19 protein-coding genes are annotated in these 17,901 nt (G+C 42.0%); 10 read left to right on the top strand and 9 right to left on the bottom strand.

The window, feature by feature from the left end; genetic code table 11:
* Nucleotides 1–101: 101 nt before the first annotated feature.
* Complete coding sequence (gene fkpA, locus AACW90_RS18345) at nt 102–914, bottom strand: FKBP-type peptidyl-prolyl cis-trans isomerase (RefSeq protein ID WP_390237291.1); 813 nt, start codon at nt 912–914, stop codon at nt 102–104.
* Nucleotides 915–1,050: 136 nt separating this feature from the next.
* On the opposite strand from fkpA, the gene AACW90_RS18340 reads away from it, so the two are divergent.
* Together AACW90_RS18340 and AACW90_RS18335 are read left to right on the top strand one after the other, a co-directional pair.
* A complete protein-coding gene (locus AACW90_RS18340; RefSeq protein ID WP_390237289.1) occupies nt 1,051–2,034 on the top strand; it encodes a WD40 repeat domain-containing protein in 984 nt (327 codons plus the stop codon).
* A complete protein-coding gene (locus AACW90_RS18335; protein WP_390237286.1) occupies nt 2,027–2,254 on the top strand; it encodes a SlyX family protein in 228 nt (75 codons plus the stop codon). Before AACW90_RS18340 ends, AACW90_RS18335 begins: the two co-directional genes overlap by 8 nt.
* 64 nt (nt 2,255–2,318) lie before the next feature.
* Here the strand turns inward: AACW90_RS18335 and AACW90_RS18330 are convergent, their stop codons facing one another.
* The 5 genes from AACW90_RS18330 to kefG all read right to left on the bottom strand — a co-directional run bounded on the left by AACW90_RS18330 (nt 2,319) and on the right by kefG (nt 6,728).
* Entirely contained in the window at nt 2,319–3,272 is a 954-nt protein-coding gene (locus tag AACW90_RS18330; protein ID WP_390237284.1) for an isoaspartyl peptidase/L-asparaginase family protein, read from the bottom strand.
* 119 nt (nt 3,273–3,391) lie between these two features.
* A complete protein-coding gene (gene slyD / locus AACW90_RS18325; RefSeq protein ID WP_390237281.1) occupies nt 3,392–4,003 on the bottom strand; it encodes a peptidylprolyl isomerase in 612 nt (203 codons plus the stop codon).
* A 104-nt stretch (nt 4,004–4,107) separates the two neighbouring features.
* A complete protein-coding gene (locus AACW90_RS18320; RefSeq protein ID WP_390237279.1) occupies nt 4,108–4,305 on the bottom strand; it encodes a YheV family putative zinc ribbon protein in 198 nt (65 codons plus the stop codon).
* 22 nt (nt 4,306–4,327) lie between these two features.
* Nucleotides 4,328–6,124: a glutathione-regulated potassium-efflux system protein KefB gene (gene kefB / locus AACW90_RS18315; RefSeq protein WP_390237277.1), complete on the bottom strand. Its 1,797-nt coding sequence runs from the start codon at nt 6,122–6,124 to the stop codon at nt 4,328–4,330.
* Nucleotides 6,108–6,728, bottom strand: a complete 621-nt coding sequence (gene kefG / locus AACW90_RS18310) for a glutathione-regulated potassium-efflux system ancillary protein KefG (protein WP_390237273.1) — start codon at nt 6,726–6,728, stop codon at nt 6,108–6,110. The genes kefB and kefG overlap by 17 nt, the downstream gene beginning before the upstream one ends.
* Nucleotides 6,729–6,885: 157 nt before the next feature.
* Here kefG and AACW90_RS18305 point away from each other — a divergent pair, with 157 nt between their 5' ends.
* From AACW90_RS18305 to AACW90_RS18295, 3 genes are all read left to right on the top strand, one after another.
* A complete protein-coding gene (locus tag AACW90_RS18305) occupies nt 6,886–8,802 on the top strand; it encodes an ABC transporter ATP-binding protein (protein ID WP_390237270.1) in 1,917 nt (638 codons plus the stop codon).
* Complete coding sequence (locus tag AACW90_RS18300; RefSeq protein WP_390237267.1) at nt 8,799–9,260, top strand: TIGR02444 family protein; 462 nt, start codon at nt 8,799–8,801, stop codon at nt 9,258–9,260. The genes AACW90_RS18305 and AACW90_RS18300 overlap by 4 nt, the downstream gene beginning before the upstream one ends.
* A gap of 166 nt (nt 9,261–9,426) precedes the next feature.
* Nucleotides 9,427–10,146 carry a glutamine amidotransferase gene (locus AACW90_RS18295; RefSeq protein ID WP_390237264.1) on the top strand — a complete coding sequence of 240 codons (720 nt, stop codon included), beginning with the start codon at nt 9,427–9,429 and terminating at the stop codon, nt 10,144–10,146.
* A gap of 139 nt (nt 10,147–10,285) precedes the next feature.
* Here the strand turns inward: AACW90_RS18295 and AACW90_RS18290 are convergent, their stop codons facing one another.
* The gene (locus tag AACW90_RS18290; RefSeq protein ID WP_390237261.1) at nt 10,286–10,882 is read right to left on the bottom strand and encodes a LysE family translocator; all 597 of its coding nucleotides are present in this window, start codon (nt 10,880–10,882) and stop codon (nt 10,286–10,288) included.
* A gap of 127 nt (nt 10,883–11,009) precedes the next feature.
* Between AACW90_RS18290 and AACW90_RS18285 the strand changes: the two genes are divergently transcribed.
* The 5 genes from AACW90_RS18285 to crp all read left to right on the top strand — a co-directional run bounded on the left by AACW90_RS18285 (nt 11,010) and on the right by crp (nt 15,436).
* Nucleotides 11,010–12,401, top strand: coding sequence for an aminotransferase-like domain-containing protein (locus AACW90_RS18285; protein WP_390237258.1), 1,392 nt, complete (start codon nt 11,010–11,012; stop codon nt 12,399–12,401).
* On the top strand, nt 12,398–13,369 hold the full coding sequence (locus AACW90_RS18280) for a hydrolase (protein ID WP_390237255.1): 972 nt from the start codon (nt 12,398–12,400) through the stop codon (nt 13,367–13,369). The genes AACW90_RS18285 and AACW90_RS18280 overlap by 4 nt, the downstream gene beginning before the upstream one ends.
* 15 nt (nt 13,370–13,384) lie before the next feature.
* A complete protein-coding gene (locus tag AACW90_RS18275; protein ID WP_390237252.1) occupies nt 13,385–13,597 on the top strand; it encodes a YheU family protein in 213 nt (70 codons plus the stop codon).
* A 90-nt stretch (nt 13,598–13,687) separates the two neighbouring features.
* Nucleotides 13,688–14,557, top strand: coding sequence for a phosphoribulokinase (locus AACW90_RS18270; protein WP_390237249.1), 870 nt, complete (start codon nt 13,688–13,690; stop codon nt 14,555–14,557).
* Nucleotides 14,558–14,803: 246 nt separating this feature from the next.
* Complete coding sequence (gene crp, locus AACW90_RS18265; protein ID WP_102523323.1) at nt 14,804–15,436, top strand: cAMP-activated global transcriptional regulator CRP; 633 nt, start codon at nt 14,804–14,806, stop codon at nt 15,434–15,436.
* A gap of 78 nt (nt 15,437–15,514) precedes the next feature.
* On the opposite strand, the gene AACW90_RS18260 is transcribed toward crp, so the two are convergent.
* Nucleotides 15,515–15,979, bottom strand: a complete 465-nt coding sequence (locus AACW90_RS18260) for a GNAT family N-acetyltransferase (protein WP_390237387.1) — start codon at nt 15,977–15,979, stop codon at nt 15,515–15,517.
* A gap of 211 nt (nt 15,980–16,190) precedes the next feature.
* On the bottom strand, nt 16,191–17,837 hold the full coding sequence (gene groL, locus AACW90_RS18255; protein WP_390237245.1) for a chaperonin GroEL: 1,647 nt from the start codon (nt 17,835–17,837) through the stop codon (nt 16,191–16,193).
* Nucleotides 17,838–17,901: the final 64 nt, after the last annotated feature.

Here is a 17,901-nt window from a genome sequence, read left to right as displayed (position 1 = left end):
CAGAAAATTTGAATTGCGCATCGTTTTGATCAGTTTGGTTTGTCGTCAAAAAAAAAAGGCCCGGATATCCGGGCCTTTGTTATTCGTTCTTTTTGAAGAAATTATTCCGCAGCAGGTGCTTCTGCTGGTGCTTCTTCAACTTCACCGTTATCAATGCTGATCAATTCAACTTCAAAAACGAGAGTTGAGTTTCCAGGAATAGTCGGTGTATCTTGTGGTCCGTATGCTAATTCTGGTGGGATAACAAACTTGTATTTTGACCCTACAGACATAAGTTGCACACCTTCAGTCCAACCAGGGATCACCCGATTAAGAGGGAACGTAGCAGTTGCATCACGATCGTATGAACTGTCAAATTTAGTCCCGTCGATTAATGTCCCGACATAATGCACTTCAACTGTATCAGTTTCTGCAGGCTTATCACCTTCTGCTGGTGTCATTACTTGGTATAGAAGACCAGATTCAGTTTTCATTACGCCTTCTTGCTTTTCAAATTCAGCGCGGAACTCTTCGCTTGCCTTCATTGCTGCTTCAGCATCTGCTGCTGCTTTTGCCTGCATCTTTTCGCTAACAGTCTTTTCAAAACTTTCAAGCGCTAAGCGTAGCTCATCGTCTGTCATTTTTTCTGTATCAGCAAATACATCTTCAATACCTTGAAGTACAAGTTCTTTCTTTAACTCGATGCCAATTTCAGTTGAGCCTTCAATGCTCGATTCAATGTTCTTGGCGAAATAAAGACCGAAAGCGTACGCCGCTTTGTCTTCTTCTGTTTTAAAGTGAACTGCTTTTTCAGCCTCAGCTTGTGCCTGCTCTACCACTGGAGCCGCTTCAACTTTGGGTGTTTCTTCTTTTTGACAACCTACAGCCAACATTACAGTTGCAGCGAGTAGGGACACTTTAAACAAAGGTTTCATTAAATTCTCCAAATTAATGGCATAGCCATTTACGTCAGTACACAGTTCTCATCAAATATAATGAAATGTGCAAAATTATTTATGTATCAATATACTAGGGTTATGCCTCTCGACACAAACTGGATTCTTGATAAGAATGCGAATAATCTCTCATTATATGCTATTGGGTATTGTCATCACTCTGTTAAATGGTTGTTTTTTTTCATCTCAAGATGAAGAAAGATGGACCATTGAGCCAAAAGGCACCACTAGTTTTGCCCTTAGTAGAGATGCCCGCTTTGCATTACTTTACTCAAAAGAGCGTCAATTGTTACTGTGGGACCTGCAAGAGAACCAAGAGTTAGCCTCTTTAGGTAAACAAGATCCCGATGGAAATACGGTTTCCCACATACGTATTTCAGATAACAGTCGATATGCCGTTACATCCACACAACTCAACTTTGCTGTTTGGGATCTTTCCTGGAGCCAAGCTGAAGGACTTTGGTCTGTCTCCGATGGATTAATCCGGGATATAGATATATCAAGCAATGGCGAACAAGTATTATTAGGTCTATCTAATAGAAAGGCCATTTACGTCAATTTAGTCACCGGAAGGCGATTAGAGTTCCTTGCTCACAGAGAAAAAGTCAATACCGTCGCAATTTCCTCGAATGGTAAGTTTGCTTTAACCGGCGGTAATGATTATAAAGCTTATTTTTGGAGTACCGACACTGGCCAACCGCTATTTCAATTTGAACATAAGGCAAGAATTAACAGAATTGCTCTGCAACGAGATGGTAAGTATGCATTTACGTCAGATGGAGCAAGTGATAGCTTTATCTGGGATCTTAAAACGGGTAAGAAAATTTCAGCACTTAAGTCTCTTTCAAGGCAACTAGTGTTCTCTAGCGCGCGTTTTTCCGATGATGGGAGTTACTTAGTCACCGGTTCTCCAAACGGGCGAGTAATGCTTTGGGATACACAAACAGGGAAACGATTAGACGGATGGGATGTGGAACCACTAAAAGATACTCGCCCTCCACGTGCAGTCGTGTATGATGCCGCCTTTGACCGTCAAAACAGAATAATATCGGCGAGTTCTGCTGGTATTGCACAGGCTTGGAATATAGAAGATGACTAACAATACGAATCAAGAATTACAGCAACGCATCGAAGATCTAGAATATAAAATGGCTTTCCAAGAGCAGACGATTGATGAACTAAACGAAGCACTTAGCCAACAACAACTGCTGATCACTAAAATGCTAGATCAGATGAAATATGTCGTAGGGAAGGTAAAGAATCTAGATCCTTCGAATATGGCAGATGCTTCTGAAGAAACACCTCCACCACATTACTAGATGTGAAAAGTACGTTTAAGATTAAGAAGCAATGTTGAATGAGGGAAGGTTAGTCGTTCAGTATCTAGCCTGCTATTTCATCTACAAATATTGCCACTTTTAATTCACCAGACGTATCTATACTGGCGCGATACATACCTGAACTGTTCATTGCATTATGGATGTTTCCTTGGTGATCAATCGCGATTAATCCACCTTCACCACCCATCAATTTTAGCTCACCTTGTATAACCATTTCACTCGCGGTATACACATCTTCTTTAAGATATCGCATTCGAGCCGCGACATCGGCTGCCACCATTTTTCGAATAAAACACTCACCCATACCGGTAGTAGAAATCGCAACATTATGATTCTCAGCAAAGGTACCAGCACCAATAATGGAAGAATCACCAACGCGACCATATTTTTTATTGGTTAAGCCACCTGTACTTGTGGCAGCAGCGAGATTACCTTGCCGATCCAGTGCAACGGCCCCAACCGTTCCAAATTTCTTATCATCTGGAAACTTAGATTCAGAAAGACCGAATATACCCGCCTCTTTCATTGAGAGTAGCTGCTCATAACGGCGATCAGTGAAGAAATAATCTTGTTCGGTGTAATCAAAACCATTTTCAAAGGCAAACTGTTCAGCCCCATCACCGATTAAAAAAACATGTTCACTTTTCCTCAAGACTTCGCAAGCAAGTTCTATTGGGTTTTTAATATGTTTAACTCCGGCAACCGCGCCCGCTTCCATCTGTTTTCCATGCATCACAGACGCATCCATCTCAACCATTTCTGTATGGGTCAACACCGAGCCTTTTCCAGCATTAAAGTGGGGACAATCTTCTAATACTTTTACCGCTGCAACGGTTGCATCTAAGGCATCTCCATCTTCTCTCAAAATGTCGTATCCCGCTCGAACAGATTTTTCAAGGGCCCTTCTTATCTCGCCATCTAATTCTGGTGTTAGATTTTTTTTTAGGATGGTTCCAGCACCACCATGAATAGCTAATGCGAATGGAGATATCGACATAAATCGTCCTTAATCTATAAACAAAAAAACCCTAAATATCTCATAAAGAGTGCTTAGGGTTTTATTTTAATCAAATCTAAACCAACAACAAAGGTTTGTTGGTTTAAGGTTAATCAATCTTAATGTGAACAGCCACAACCGCCGCCGTTTTCACCTTTTTCTTTACCACCGCCACCGCAACAGCCTTCTTTTTTGCCTTCACCGTGATCGTGCCCTTCGCCACCACAACAACCGCCTTCATGATCATGGTCGTGACCACAACCACCTTCATCATGGATGTGACCGTGTTCCAATTCTTCTGCTGTTGCTTCGCGAGTTGCCATTACTTCGACATCAAATGTCAACGTTTGGCCTGCAAGCATGTGGTTACCATCAACGACAACTTCGTCACCATCCACTTCTGTTACTTCAACAGGGATTGGACCTTGATCAGTATCGGCTAAGAAACGCATGCCGACTTCAATCTGCTCTACACCTTGGAATACATTCGCAGGGACACGCTGTACTAATGCATCATTATGTTCGCCGTACGCATCTTCTGGAGTGATGGTTGCAGTGAATTTGTCCCCTGCTTTTTTACCTTCAAGCTCGGCCTCAAGGCCTGTAACAAGGTTGTTGTGCCCATGTAAATAGTCTAAAGGGTTTTCCGCTGTTGCTTCATCAACTACAACACCTTCTTCAAGCTTCACTTGGTATGCAAGGCTCACAACAACGTTCTTTTCAATATTCATTTCTGCTCCAAAGAGAATTAGGGGTAGTTAAACTATCTACCAACAAGATTTATATATGTTCCGAATAGGGGCTATTATGGGGGCAAAAAAAAGAAACTCAAACCCTAGGGCTTAAAAAAACCGATCATATCGTCATTGGCATGCTCTGATGACTCAACAGATTTAGGCAGCCGTTTATCTATATGGCCGCATTCAACGCACTCTACCATTTCAATACTACTCTCTACCCACCAACGAAGTGAATCTTGGCTAGAGCACTTCGGGCAGCTCGCTCCCGCAATAAATCGTTTTTTAATTTTCATCGTAATTTAACCTATTCGAATTCTATTTCCAGTGGTTGGTCGATTGGTTATCGGTTTCCATCTCTTGACCGAATATCTCTTCTAACTCTTTTCGAGACTCTTTTGAACGCTGGGCAAGATCGTTATCATCAGTATGTTTAGGTAACAGCTCTTTTAGCATGGCGTTATCCAGCTTACGAAAGTGATCCTCTGATCTTTTTGCCTGATACGGATGCATCCCTAGTTCAACGAGTAATTGCCTTCCCAAATCCAATGCGCCTAAAAAGGTTTCACGCGAATAATTTGGTACACCATGATTCAATAACTGATAAGCCTCGACACGGCTTCGAGCACGAGCAAGAATTTTCAGATTAGGAAAATGTTGTTGGCAGATTTCCACAATATGTAAGATTTCATCAGGGCTATCGGTACAGGCAACTAAGGCTTCTGCTTTATCAGCGCCTGCTGCACGTAATAGATCCAACTGAGTCGCGTCGCCATAAAACACTTTGTAGCCATATTTTCTCAACAATCTTATTTGGCTTGCATCACTTTCTAATACGGTAATTCGGATCTTATTGGCATACATCAGTCGACCGACAACCTGACCAAAGCGACCAAAACCAGCAATAATTACCCTTGGATTTCGATCAACCACATCTTCTTGCGCAAGCCCTTCATCATTGTTAATTGTTGCAGAAAACCATTTCTTTTGTGCAAGCAGTAACAACGGTGTGGTCACCATAGATAAACTGACCACAACCAATAAAAAAGCAACCAGCTCGGGGTCTAATAAATTCTCAGCCTGCGCTGCGGTGAACAGAACAAAAGCAAACTCACCACCTTGGCTCAAAATCGCTGCCATTCGACTTCGAGCCTTTGCTTGCGTGCCAAAAAGACGGGCCAAAATGTAAAGAATAGCCCCTTTTATTACGACAAGACTGACAACAGCCAATACTATTTTAATAGGCTCTAAAATGATAAGGCCTAGGTTTACTGCCATGCCTACTGCGATAAAAAACAACCCTAACAACAAGCCTTTAAACGGTTCAATAGCCACTTCTAATTCATGTCGATATTCACTCTCCGCAAGCAGAACACCAGCGAGAAAAGTACCAAGTGCCATAGACAAACCTAGACTTTGCATAATTAACGCTATACCAATAACCACAAGAAGAGCAGCTACGGTAAACAACTCTCGCACACCGCTCGTCACAACGTATCGAAAGAGTGGGCGCAATAGGAAATGACCACCAACGAGCAACACAATAATAGAACCAAAAGTCGTCATGGTATCGAGCCAGTCACCACCCCCGTTACCTCCTGCAAGTACAGGCAATATAGCCAACATTGGTATCACCGCGATATCTTGGAACAATAAAACAGCAAAGCCGGATTGACCTGTTTCTGAGCCTCCTAAACCCTGCTCTTCAATAACTCGAAGGGCTATCGCAGTAGAAGACAAGGCTAACCCCATCCCTACCACCAAACTGGTTTGCCATGATAGTCCAAAGAGACTCGCGATGCTGGCAAGTACGCAAGAAGTCACCACGACTTGAGCACCACCTAAACCTAGAATAGGATTTCTCATCTGCCATAGTTTTTTGGGGTTAAGTTCTAGTCCGATAAGAAAAAGTAATAACACCACACCAAATTCAGCAAAATGGAGAATTGCGTCGACATCACTAATTAATCCAAAACCCCACGGGCCAATCGCGACACCAGCAAGTAAGTACCCCAAGACAGAGCCTAGGCCCATTCGTTGTGCAAGTGGTACGGCAACAACGGCTGCGGATAAAAAAATCACACTACTTTGCAAAAAATCATTCGTCATTGCCATCAGCTAAGTCCTCCGATTTTTCTATTTCGTACGATTCCCATGGATTCATTAACCAATGGCGGTAGGCTTCAGCATGCTGTAATCGTTCCACATCAGTGATATGCCTAGCCCAATGTAAAACTATCGGCTCCATCCAGTTCATTCGACACAAACCCGCCGTTAACTCAAATGGCTGCAATATCTCTTCCATTGGGTATTTGTTATAGCCTGACGGGTCAAAAGCTTCTCGTGCACCTCCGGTTGTAATAACACTACGCCAATACTTTCCCTTTAAAGCGCAATTGTCACCAAAGGCAAAGCCTTTACCCAACACTCGATCCATCCATTCTTTCAAAAGTGCAGGGCAAGAGTACATAAACAAAGGGTGTTGAAATACGACGATATCGTGAGACAATAAAAGTTGATGTTCTTTTTGAACATCAATAAAAAAGTCTGGATACTGGGCATAGAGATCATGAACCGTTACGTGCTCGAGATCTTGTATCTTTTTTAGCATCACATTATTGGCAACAGAAGTACCCGGTTCCGGATGGACAAAAATCACCAAAATACGTGGTAGAGGCATAATCGCGTCTATCATTCCTTGAAGAGCTTCCTTTTGCATTTAGTTATCATCGATAGTTTATTCAAACCAATGATATGCTAGCTTTATTCATTTTTTAGTATCAAACATCATATCGCAAATTGCATAATGATCGACTTTTATTCTCAGAACGCCTACTATTCCCGCGTTTAAACCATTTCCTATCAATAAGATTTCTATGATTACGTTTTCAGATATTCAACTGCTGCGAGGCGGTAAAGCTCTCCTAGAACAAGCCACTGCGACTATTCATCCCGGAGATAAGGTCGGTTTAGTGGGTAAAAATGGTTGTGGTAAATCCACACTATTTGCGCTGCTAAAAGGCGAACTGTCCATTGACGCCGGATCCTTCGCTCAACCCGCACACTGGGAACTTGCTTGGGTAGCGCAAGAAACTCCAGCTTTAGAACGCCCTGCTCTGGAATATGTTATTGATGGTGATAGGGAATATCGAAATCTAGAAGCTCAATTAACCAGAGCGGAAGAGGTTGATAACGGCACCTTGGTTGCCGACCTGCATGGAAAGATAGAAACAATAGGTGGATACACTATTCGAGCCAGATCGGCCGAACTACTCAATGGTTTAGGTTTTAGTCAAGAACAGATGAGTTGGAATTTAACCCAGTTCTCTGGTGGTTGGCGCATGCGATTGAACTTGGCACAAGCTTTATTATGCCGCTCAGACCTGCTGCTACTTGATGAACCAACCAACCACTTAGATCTCGATGCGGTTATGTGGCTAGAAAAATGGCTGCAAAACTATCCGGGGACGCTTATCTTAATTTCGCATGACCGAGATTTCCTAGACCCAATCATAAATCGAATTATTCATGTAGAAAATCAGCTTCTTAATCAATATACCGGTAACTATTCATCGTTTGAAAATCAGCGCGCTGAAAAACTAGTCCTGCAGCAAGCGATGTTCCAAAAGCAGCAGAAGCAAGTTAACCATATGCAGAGCTATATCGATCGTTTTCGCTATAAAGCCTCTAAAGCAAAACAAGCTCAAAGCCGAATCAAAGCGCTAGAAAAGATGGAGAAGGTTCTCCCTGCTCAACTGGACAACCCATTCAACTTTGAGTTTCGTATTCCTTCTGCTCTACCAAACCCAATATTAATGATGGATGAGGTCTCGGCAGGGTATGACGACAGCCTTATTTTAGAAAAAATTCGACTGAACTTAGTTCCCGGTAGCCGAATCGGCCTTTTAGGACGAAATGGAGCGGGTAAATCCACTCTAATTAAGCTGCTTTCCGGCGAACTTGCACCACAAGGTGGGGAGCTCACCTATTCACAAGGTGTCAACATCGGCTACTTTGCCCAGCACCAGTTAGAGACCCTTCACCCTGAAGAAACGGCATTGCAACATATGATGCAAATAGCGCCAAAACAGACAGAACAAGAACTTAGAAACTATTTGGGTAGCTTTGGATTTCATGGTGACAAAGCGTTAGATAAAGTCGCTCCTTTTTCGGGAGGAGAAAAAGCCCGCTTGGTTCTAGCGTTAGTGGTTTGGCAAAAGCCAAATCTATTACTACTCGATGAACCAACCAACCACCTTGATTTGGATATGCGTCAAGCATTGACGTTTGCATTGCAAACTTTTGAAGGTGCGATGGTTATCGTCAGTCACGATAGATATTTACTGCGCGCGACAACGGACGATCTCTATCTTGTGCACGACCGCCAAGTTTCTCCATTTGATGGTGACCTAAATGATTACTACAAGTGGTTGACGGAGCAAAATAAAGCCGATAAAAAAGAGGCCGCACAAGATCTTCCCGCTAAGAATGGATCTAATAATGCGACATCGAAAAAAGAGCAAAAGCGCAAAGAAGCCGAATTTCGCAAACAAACCGCGCCGCTCAGAAAAGAGCTGGAAAAACTTGAAAAGAAAATGGATAAGCTTAGTGTAACGCTCACGGAAACCGAACAAGAGTTATTAGACACATCGCTGTACCAAGCTGAAAATAAAGCTAAACTTAATCAAGTATTAGCACTCCAAGCAACATCTAAATCTTCTCTAGAAGATATCGAACTAGAGTGGATGACCATTCAGGAATCGCTAGAAGAAATGGAACAAGAATTTAAATGACAAAACTCGCTTCTTTTTCACTCACCTTAGAACGTTTATGGCAATTCAGTTTGCAGTATTACAACGTGCGAGGCGTTAAAGAAGCGTGTCTTTCTCTACAAAATAATTACCACGGAAATGTCAATTTATTGCTTTTATTGAAGTGGTTAGATGAACAAGAGCTTATTTTTGATGAACACGATTGGACGAAAATCCAACACTGCCTTCATCGCACTGAAGAACTAATTTTACACTTTCGAACTTTACGAAAAAAAGCAAAATCACATCTACCAGCCACGCTATACAGAGAGTCGCTAGAGTTTGAGTTATTACTAGAGAAGCAACAACAGTCCGATTTAGTCAACTGCATAAACTCCATTGAGTTCTCAACAAATAAAACCGAACCGCTGACATTACGCTACTGCCGCTCACTCAATGCAGAACACCTCTTTAATAATTTCCCCAAGCCCTCTAGCTAAGAGGTTGTCAAAAAATCATTGAACACTAAAATTCCGTATAAATTAATCCATTACTTATAGAAAAAAACTCATTATAAGGCCAATATAAACCGCCACTTACTGTATAAGTCTTAGCCTGATTATAGGTTAAATAGTTTTTAGATCATGGATGGTCAAAAGGGTAAAAATGAAAAAAATAATCATCGTAAATGTGGGTTCAGCACCCGAAGCACAATTTAAAAAATTTGGCGATTTTGAAGTTTGGGCAAAAAATGCCATTACAGAAAAAAAACTTACTTCAGATAAACAGACCCTCGACATCATTTTTCACGACGGTATATTGAACCCGCTCCCCAGTTTAGACACGATTGCTGGTGTGATTATTATGGGCTCTTTGTCCATGGCGACAGAAAAAACAGACTGGATGCTTCGCCTCTCAACAGAAATTTCTCAACTTGTTCACAACCAGATTCCCTTGTTAGGCATCTGCTTCGGTCATCAACTTATCGCACAAGCGATGGGTGGAGAGGTCGGTTACCATCCTAAAGGGCTTGAGATAGGCACTGTCGATATACATAAACTAAGTGCCGCAGAAAACGATCCTATTTTTTCTCATTTACCAGCACACTTTTCCGCTCATGCCGTTCATTTCCAATCGGTATTAACGCTACCAAAAACAGCTACACTGCTGGCTAGTAATGATTTTGAACCTCACCACGCCTTTAGAATTGGGAAATGTACTTGGGGTGTTCAGTTTCATCCAGAATTTACAGCGGACATTATGCGGCTTTCACTTGCAGGTTTAAAAGAACATATACCTAAAGAGTTTGAGCAAAAGCACACCGCTATTTCTGAAACCAAAAATGCACGTGAAGTTCTAGTTCGATTCTATGAATACTGCTCATGAAGAGTGTGGAGAGCGATTATCGGGCATAAAAACATATCTTTATTGTCCGTTCTTCATCCTCATTCTTATGAGGATGAAGAACATCGAAAACCTAAACCGCATAGAATCACATAACAAAAGGTTATTTTCGGACCAACTTTTACCAAATAAACACAACACAAATAGCAGTCAACGATCCCATACAAAGGTTAAATCGTCTCCAAGCAAGTGTGCTTGATAACCAGCGACCAATTAATGTTCCAAAACCAACCCAAATAGATGACGTTTGTATCTGAGTAATCCAAAAGATTACCGCAATAACCAATATTGACCACCAATATTCATGACCCTGCAACGAAAATGAGCCTATTGCGGTAACCATCATCATCCATGCTTTCGGGTTAAGATATTGAAATAACGCGGCGGCTACGAATGTCATTGGCTTACTGCTAGTATTTTCGTGTTCAGACGCTGGTTTAGCATTCGCGATCTTCCAAGCTAAGTAAAATAAATAACTGCTGCCCACCCATTTCATCGTATCTTGTATAACCGAGTATTGCTGGAAGACGAGACCAAGGCCTGAAGCCAACAATAGAATCATGCTCATTAAACCGACACCGATACCAAAGGCATGTGGCAACGATCGTCGATATCCAAAGTTGGCACCTGAAGCCGTCAACATGACGTTATTTGGTCCCGGAGTTCCTGTCATTACAATAGCGAACATCGCTATTGAGATAAAAAATTGCCATTCCATTTTGAATTCCTCACTAATTAGAAATTGTATCGATACAATTTCTAATTATCGGTTGATTTTCTCGTTTATTACGTACAAAATGACCATAACAATGCATCATCTAAAGATCAAAGGATTTATTGTCACCATGACAATCATAGATTTTCAGTTATCCAATACAAACAGAATGCCTAAATACAAACAGATCGCAGAGCGATTGGCTGATCAAATTGAAGCTGGTCATTTAGTGGCGAACGATAAACTACCCACCCATCGTCTATTGGCCGACAAATTAGGTGTTACCGTTGGCACGGTGACTAGAGCTTACTCTGAGGCAGAACGAAAAGGCTTAGTGGAAGCACGAGTCGGTGCTGGCACCTATGTGGTAGATAAAAAAAAGGCATATTGGGCATTTGATCAAGGGGATAATTATGAGTCAAACGAATGCAATTTCGGCTTCAATATCCCCCCTATGTTTGATCGTAGCGACATGCTGAAAGAAGCTATGGAGAAGGTTGCTCAATCACCCCAAGCGCTTAACCAGTTTATGATCTATCAAAAACCAACGGGCATTGACTCTCATAGAGAGATTGTGGCTGATTGGTTAAATGAACATGGCGTTAAACTTGACGCAGACAGATTATTGTTTTGTTCTGGTGCACAGCATGGGATGCAGATGGTATTTGAGGCATTCACTCGAGCGGGAGACACCATTTTAGCGGAAAAACTTACCTATCCAGGTTTGATTAGTTTAGCCAAACAGAAACAGCTAACCGTTAAAGGTATTGAAATGGATGAAGAGGGGATTACCCCTCATGCACTTGAAGCGGCTTGCCGGCAATTTCAAGCTCGATTTATCTATTTGACCCCTACATTACAAAATCCTACAACAGCAACCATGTCTTGGGAGCGTCGTATCGCTATACTAGACATCTGTAAACAACATGATCTATATGTCATAGAAGACGATGTGAATGGTCTTCTTCCCGCAGATGCCCCACCACCAATGGTTAATTTAGCACCTGAGCAGGTTATTCATATTGGTGCTTTCTCCAAATGTCTAGCCCCGGGGTTACGCGTGGGTTACATTCAGCCTCCCACTAAACTGCACCCACACCTTAGTATTACGTTGCAAAACCATAGCTGGATGATTAGCCCATTACTTACCGCATTAGCGTGTGAGCTGCTTCGTTCCAACAAGCTAGAACATACCTTAGATTATATCCGGACTGAAATGAGAGGAAGGTTAAAACTCGCACTGACCTATTTATCTGACTTTCAACTCCAATACACCCACGACTGCTTTCATATATGGTTAACATTGCCTGACCACTGGCGCTTAAGCGACTTTGTCCAAAAAGCAGCATGTGATGGCGTTATCGTAAAATCAGCGGAACTATTCACACCTCCAGCCGCCAACGTGCCTCCTGCCGTACGACTTGCATTAAGCTCACCAATCGATCAAGCTCAGGTGGAAGTCGGGTTAATTAAGTTGAAAGCCTTATTAGATAGCACCCCAATCAGTGATTTTACTTTATGACCGAGTTTAACGCAGCAAGAGGATTAACTAATCCTCACGTACAGACCGTTATTCCTAGAATGATTCGGAAACAACCGCTTTTCTCTGCTCAATGGCAGACATTAGAAACACCAGACGGAGACTTCCTTGATCTTGCTTGGAGTGAAGATTGGACCAGCACAACAGTGAAAGAGAAGCCTATTTTTGTCCTTTTTCACGGCTTAGAAGGCAGCTTTGATAGCCCATACGCCAATGGCTTGATGCACGCTTTTTCTCAACAAGGTTGGCTATCGGTCATGATGCATTTTCGAGGCTGTAGCGGCAGGCCCAACCGGCTAGCGAGAGCTTATCATTCTGGTGAAACCGAAGACCCACGTTTCTTTTTGGAGCATATACAAAACGTATTTCCAGATCAGCCAAAGGTCGCTATTGGTATATCGCTTGGCGGAAACATGCTGGTTAATTACTTGGCTAAATACAATCACGATCCAATAGTAGAAGCGGCCACCGTCGTCTCTGCACCTCTCGATTTAGCGGCATGCTCATCAAGAATTGAACAAGGATTTTCCAAGATTTATCGGAACTATCTATTAACCTCTCTAAAGAAAAATGCGTTACAAAAACAGGATCAACTGGAATCAGAACTTGGCGTTTCAACGCAGGATTTAAAAGCCATAAAAACGCTTTATGGCTTCGACGATATGATAACCGCACCGTTACATGGATTTAAAAATGCTAACGATTATTATCAACAATGCTCTGGCATCCATGTTATTAATAAGGTCAACATCCCTTTGCAGGTCATTCATGCCGAAGACGACCCATTTATGACTCAAGCGGTAATACCAGACTTTCCATTAAACAAAAACATACACTATCGTCTATTTAAACAAGGTGGTCATGTGGGTTTTTTATCCGGAACCCTGACGAAACCCATTTTTTGGTTAGAACAAGCAATACCCAAATATTACCAACACATCGCATCATGAATAAAAGTAGGCTTTATGATCATTCCATGGCAAGAAATAGATAGTGAGACGCTTGATAATCTAATTAAAGAGTTTGTGTTGAGAGAAGGGACAGATTACGGCCAAAATGAAGCCACCTTAGACGATAAAGTCAGTCAGGTACGAAGTCAGCTTAATACAGGAGAAGCGGTGATTGTTTTTTCTGAGCTTCACGAAACTGTCGATATTAAACTCAAGCGCGAGTTCTGATAACAAAAAGTAAAGCGTTTATTCTTTTTATAGAATCTCATACACTAATTTCATATCAGCATTATCATCAATGTAACGACAAGGAATCTCATGTCAGCAAAACATCCGATTATCGCAGTTACAGGTTCATCTGGCGCAGGAACAACAACAACATCTGAAGCATTCAGAAAAATGTTTAATATGATGGACGTGAAAGCCGCGTGGGTGGAAGGTGACAGTTTTCACCGATTTACTCGTCCGGAAATGGACATTGAAATTCGAAAAGCCAAAGAACAAGGCAAACACATTAGTTACTTTGGTGCAGAAGCCAATAACTTCCCTGCCCTTGAACAGTTTTTTAGGAAATATGGCGATGAAGGTCAAGGCCAAGTAAGACGATACTTACATTCATTTGATGAGGCTGTACCTTATAATCAAATGCCTGGCACATTCACCCCATGGCAAGACTTAGCAGAAGATAGCGATGTGCTTTTTTATGAAGGCTTACATGGTGCCGTTGTCGATGGCGATATTAATGTTTCACAACATGTTGACTTACTGATCGGCATGGTCCCCATTGTAAACCTTGAGTGGATCCAAAAATTTGTACGTGACACGCGAGATAGAGGCCATTCACGAGAAGCAGTGACCGACTCCATCGTTCGTTCTATGGATGATTATCTTAACTACATTACCCCTCAGTTTTCTCGAACGCACATAAACTTCCAACGGGTTCCGACTGTCGATACCTCAAATCCGCTTAATGCGAAAGCGATACCCAGTTTGGACGAAAGCTTTGTCGTAATTCGATTACGTGGAATGAAGAACGTAGACTTTCCATATCTTTTAGCCATGATTGATGGCTCTTTTGTTTCTCGCCATAATACGCTCGTGGTGCCAGGAGGAAAAATGAGTTTTGCTATGGAATTAATAATCAGACCAGTTCTACAACAATTAATAGAAACCGGAAAAATCGGCTAAAAATTAAGCCTGAATGCAGTTTAGTTCTGATACCGTGACGATGTGCACAGTTTTGCTTAGAGAAACGGGAAATCAGGGCGATCAAAATCAAGAAATTGACTGCAAAAAAGGATACTATTCTTAACCTATATACATGTGTAGCTTGCAGCTACGAATTTAAGATCTTAAGCTAACGTCACCAATAATATGGGGACACAGCAAAGGAAAGCTGCTGGCACAGGCCCTACAGATAATAGTGAGATAATTATGGTTCTTGGTAAACCTCAAACCGATCCAACGTTAGAGTGGTTTCTTTCGCATTGTCATATTCATAAATATCCTTCCAAAAGTACGCTTATCCATGCTGGAGAAAAAGCGGAAACTCTGTATTACATTGTGAAAGGCTCTGTAGCTGTGCTTATCAAGGATGAAGAAGGTAAAGAGATGATTCTTTCTTACCTTAACCAAGGAGACTTCATCGGTGAGCTAGGTCTATTCGAAGAAGATCAAGAGCGTACCGCATGGGTTCGTGCCAAATCACCATGTGAAGTAGCTGAAATTTCGTTTAAGAAATTCCGCCAGCTTATTCAAGTTAATCCTGACATTTTAATGCGTCTTTCGGCTCAAATGGCAAGCCGTCTACAAACGACTAGCCAAAAAGTTGGTGACTTAGCATTCTTAGATGTAACGGGTCGTATTGCTCAAACACTTCTGAACTTAGCAAAACAACCAGATGCGATGACTCACCCAGACGGCATGCAAATTAAGATCACTCGTCAAGAGATTGGTCAGATTGTAGGTTGTTCTCGTGAAACTGTTGGCCGTATTCTTAAGATGCTTGAAGAACAGAATTTAATTTCTGCTCACGGTAAAACTATCGTAGTTTACGGTACACGTTAATACCGCCACAAACAGCATTGATTAAAAAGCAGCGTTTACGCTGCTTTTTTTATGCCATAAGAAAAGATACGCATTGGTTTATACTCGCAGCTCCATCCTATAATTAATGAGTGTTTGCCCTCTGAGATCCACTTGCCGCTCTTCTATTACCTTAAACCCATAGTGTTCAAAAAAAGGCTTTGCAGTAATGCTGACATGCGAATAAAGTCGACCAATTTTGCTTTTATTACCTTTCTGGAAAATTTGTTGCATTAAAGCGCCAGCAATCCCCATACTTTGATGATTGTGATCGACATAAAAATGACCAATCAACCCATCAGACTGGAGATCGGCATAACCCACTATCTTGTTATCAATTTCGGCGACAAAAGGCGCAAGCTTATCCAGAAGTGCCTGCCAACTATCAAGCGTAACTTCATCTGATGCCCAAGCTTCTATTTGCCGTTCAGAGTAGTCCTTTCTGTTTACACTACGAACAGTATTAAAAAACAACGTTCTCAACGTACAGGCGTCTTCTGGAACATATGATCGCACTCGGATAATACTCTGCACTTCGTCACTTCTCTTCTAATTTATAATTAATATTTGGTAAGCCTAACCAGTAATTAAACCATTTTCTATAGGTATAAAAAAACCGAAGCGATAAACTTCGGTTTTTTACTATAACAAGGTTTAGGATTCTCTAAACTGTGTGACTTCGGAGCACAACTAACGCTGCTATCAAGTCATTCAGTAATGAGAAACTAAATCCTTCTTACATCATGCCTGGCATGCCACCCATACCACCCATGCCGCCCATATCAGGCATTCCGCCTGAATCTTTAGCTGGCATATCGGTAATCATCGCTTCTGTTGTGATCATAAGACCAGCAACCGATGCGGCGAACTGTAGCGCACTACGAGTTACTTTAGTTGGGTCAAGGATACCCATTGCAATCATGTCACCGTATTCGCCTGTCGCAGCGTTATAGCCATAGCTACCTTCGCCAGCTTTAACGTTATTAGCAACAACAGAATCTTCGTCACCCGCATTTTCAACGATCTGACGCAATGGTGCTTCCATAGCACGAAGTGCAACGCGAATACCTACGTTTTGCTCTTCGTTAGCACCTTCAAGACCAACGACTTTCGATGCAGCGCGAATAAGTGCAACACCACCACCAGCAACAACGCCTTCTTCAACGGCTGCGCGAGTAGCGTGAAGTGCATCTTCTACGCGATCTTTCTTCTCTTTCATTTCAACTTCGGTTGCTGCACCGACTTTGATTACTGCAACACCGCCAGCGAGTTTAGCGACACGTTCTTGTAGCTTCTCTTTGTCGTAGTCTGACGTTGCTTCTTCGATTTGTTGACGAATTTGAGATACACGCCCTTGAATCATGGCTTCTTGACCAAGGCCATCAATGATCGTTGTGTTCTCTTTAGTGATAATAACGCGCTTAGCTTGACCAAGGTCTTCTAGCGTTGCTTTCTCAAGTTCTAGACCAATTTCTTCAGAGATAACCGTACCAGAAGTAAGTACTGCGATATCTTGAAGCATTGATTTACGACGATCACCAAAACCAGGTGCTTTAACAGCCGCTGCTTTCACGATACCACGCATGTTGTTTACAACGAGTGTTGCTAGTGCTTCACCCTCTACATCTTCTGCAATGATAAGCAGTGGACGAGATGCTTTTGCAACCGCTTCTAATATTGTAAGTAGTTCACGAATATTAGACACTTTCTTGTCGATAAGAAGAATGAATGGGTTTTCTAGTTCAACCGAACCCGCTTCTTGGTTTGTGATGAAATACGGCGATAGATAACCGCGATCAAATTGCATACCTTCTACAACATCTAGTTCATCCTGAAGCGCTTGACCTTCTTCAACGGTAATAACACCGTCACGACCAACTTTTTCCATAGCTTCTGCAATGATGTTACCAACAGTATCATCTGCATTTGCAGAGATAGTAGCAACCTGTGCGATAGCCTTAGAGTCCGTACAAGGAACAGATAGACCTTTCAGCTCTTCAACTGCTGCGATAACCGCTTTGTCGATACCGCGCTTCAGGTCCATTGGGTTCATACCCGCTGCAACGGCCTTAAGGCCTTCAGTAATGATAGATTGAGCAAGTACTGTCGCAGTAGTTGTACCGTCACCAGCAGCATCATTTGCTTGAGATGCTACTTCTTTAACCATTTGTGCGCCCATGTTTTGGAACTTGTCTTCAAGTTCAATCTCACGCGCTACAGATACACCATCTTTAGTAATCGTTGGTGCACCAAAAGATTTGTCTAGTACCACGTTACGACCTTTTGGTCCAAGTGTTACTTTTACCGCATCAGCCAGAACGTTAACACCTTCTAGCATCTTGATTCGTGCTTCGTTACCAAATTTTACGTCTTTAGCAGCCATCTTTAATATCCTTTCCTAAATTCTATATCTAATTGCTTGTCGTTTAAGAGTGAATTACTCAACG

The sequence above is a fragment of the Vibrio frigidus genome, assembly GCF_042465995.1.
GTDB lineage: Bacteria > Pseudomonadota > Gammaproteobacteria > Enterobacterales > Vibrionaceae > Vibrio.
The sequence above is the reverse complement of the archived record's forward strand: the minus strand, read 5'-3'. Positions and strand labels throughout refer to the sequence as shown.

Bases quoted from the DNA above. Each gene is read 5' to 3' on its own strand.
- fkpA (WP_390237291.1), bottom strand. From the start codon at position 914: ATGAAACCTTTGTTTAAAGTGTCCCTACTCGCTGCAACTGTAATGTTG.
- AACW90_RS18340 (WP_390237289.1), top strand. From the start codon at position 1,051: ATGCGAATAATCTCTCATTATATGCTATTGGGTATTGTCATCACTCTG.
- AACW90_RS18335 (WP_390237286.1), top strand. From the start codon at position 2,027: ATGACTAACAATACGAATCAAGAATTACAGCAACGCATCGAAGATCTA.
- AACW90_RS18330 (WP_390237284.1), bottom strand. From the start codon at position 3,272: ATGTCGATATCTCCATTCGCATTAGCTATTCATGGTGGTGCTGGAACC.
- slyD (WP_390237281.1), bottom strand. From the start codon at position 4,003: ATGAATATTGAAAAGAACGTTGTTGTGAGCCTTGCATACCAAGTGAAG.
- AACW90_RS18320 (WP_390237279.1), bottom strand. From the start codon at position 4,305: ATGAAAATTAAAAAACGATTTATTGCGGGAGCGAGCTGCCCGAAGTGC.
- kefB (WP_390237277.1), bottom strand. From the start codon at position 6,124: ATGGCAATGACGAATGATTTTTTGCAAAGTAGTGTGATTTTTTTATCC.
- kefG (WP_390237273.1), bottom strand. From the start codon at position 6,728: ATGCAAAAGGAAGCTCTTCAAGGAATGATAGACGCGATTATGCCTCTA.
- AACW90_RS18305 (WP_390237270.1), top strand. From the start codon at position 6,886: ATGATTACGTTTTCAGATATTCAACTGCTGCGAGGCGGTAAAGCTCTC.
- AACW90_RS18300 (WP_390237267.1), top strand. From the start codon at position 8,799: ATGACAAAACTCGCTTCTTTTTCACTCACCTTAGAACGTTTATGGCAA.
- AACW90_RS18295 (WP_390237264.1), top strand. From the start codon at position 9,427: ATGAAAAAAATAATCATCGTAAATGTGGGTTCAGCACCCGAAGCACAA.
- AACW90_RS18290 (WP_390237261.1), bottom strand. From the start codon at position 10,882: ATGGAATGGCAATTTTTTATCTCAATAGCGATGTTCGCTATTGTAATG.
- AACW90_RS18285 (WP_390237258.1), top strand. From the start codon at position 11,010: ATGACAATCATAGATTTTCAGTTATCCAATACAAACAGAATGCCTAAA.
- AACW90_RS18280 (WP_390237255.1), top strand. From the start codon at position 12,398: ATGACCGAGTTTAACGCAGCAAGAGGATTAACTAATCCTCACGTACAG.
- AACW90_RS18275 (WP_390237252.1), top strand. From the start codon at position 13,385: ATGATCATTCCATGGCAAGAAATAGATAGTGAGACGCTTGATAATCTA.
- AACW90_RS18270 (WP_390237249.1), top strand. From the start codon at position 13,688: ATGTCAGCAAAACATCCGATTATCGCAGTTACAGGTTCATCTGGCGCA.
- crp (WP_102523323.1), top strand. From the start codon at position 14,804: ATGGTTCTTGGTAAACCTCAAACCGATCCAACGTTAGAGTGGTTTCTT.
- groL (WP_390237245.1), bottom strand. From the start codon at position 17,837: ATGGCTGCTAAAGACGTAAAATTTGGTAACGAAGCACGAATCAAGATG.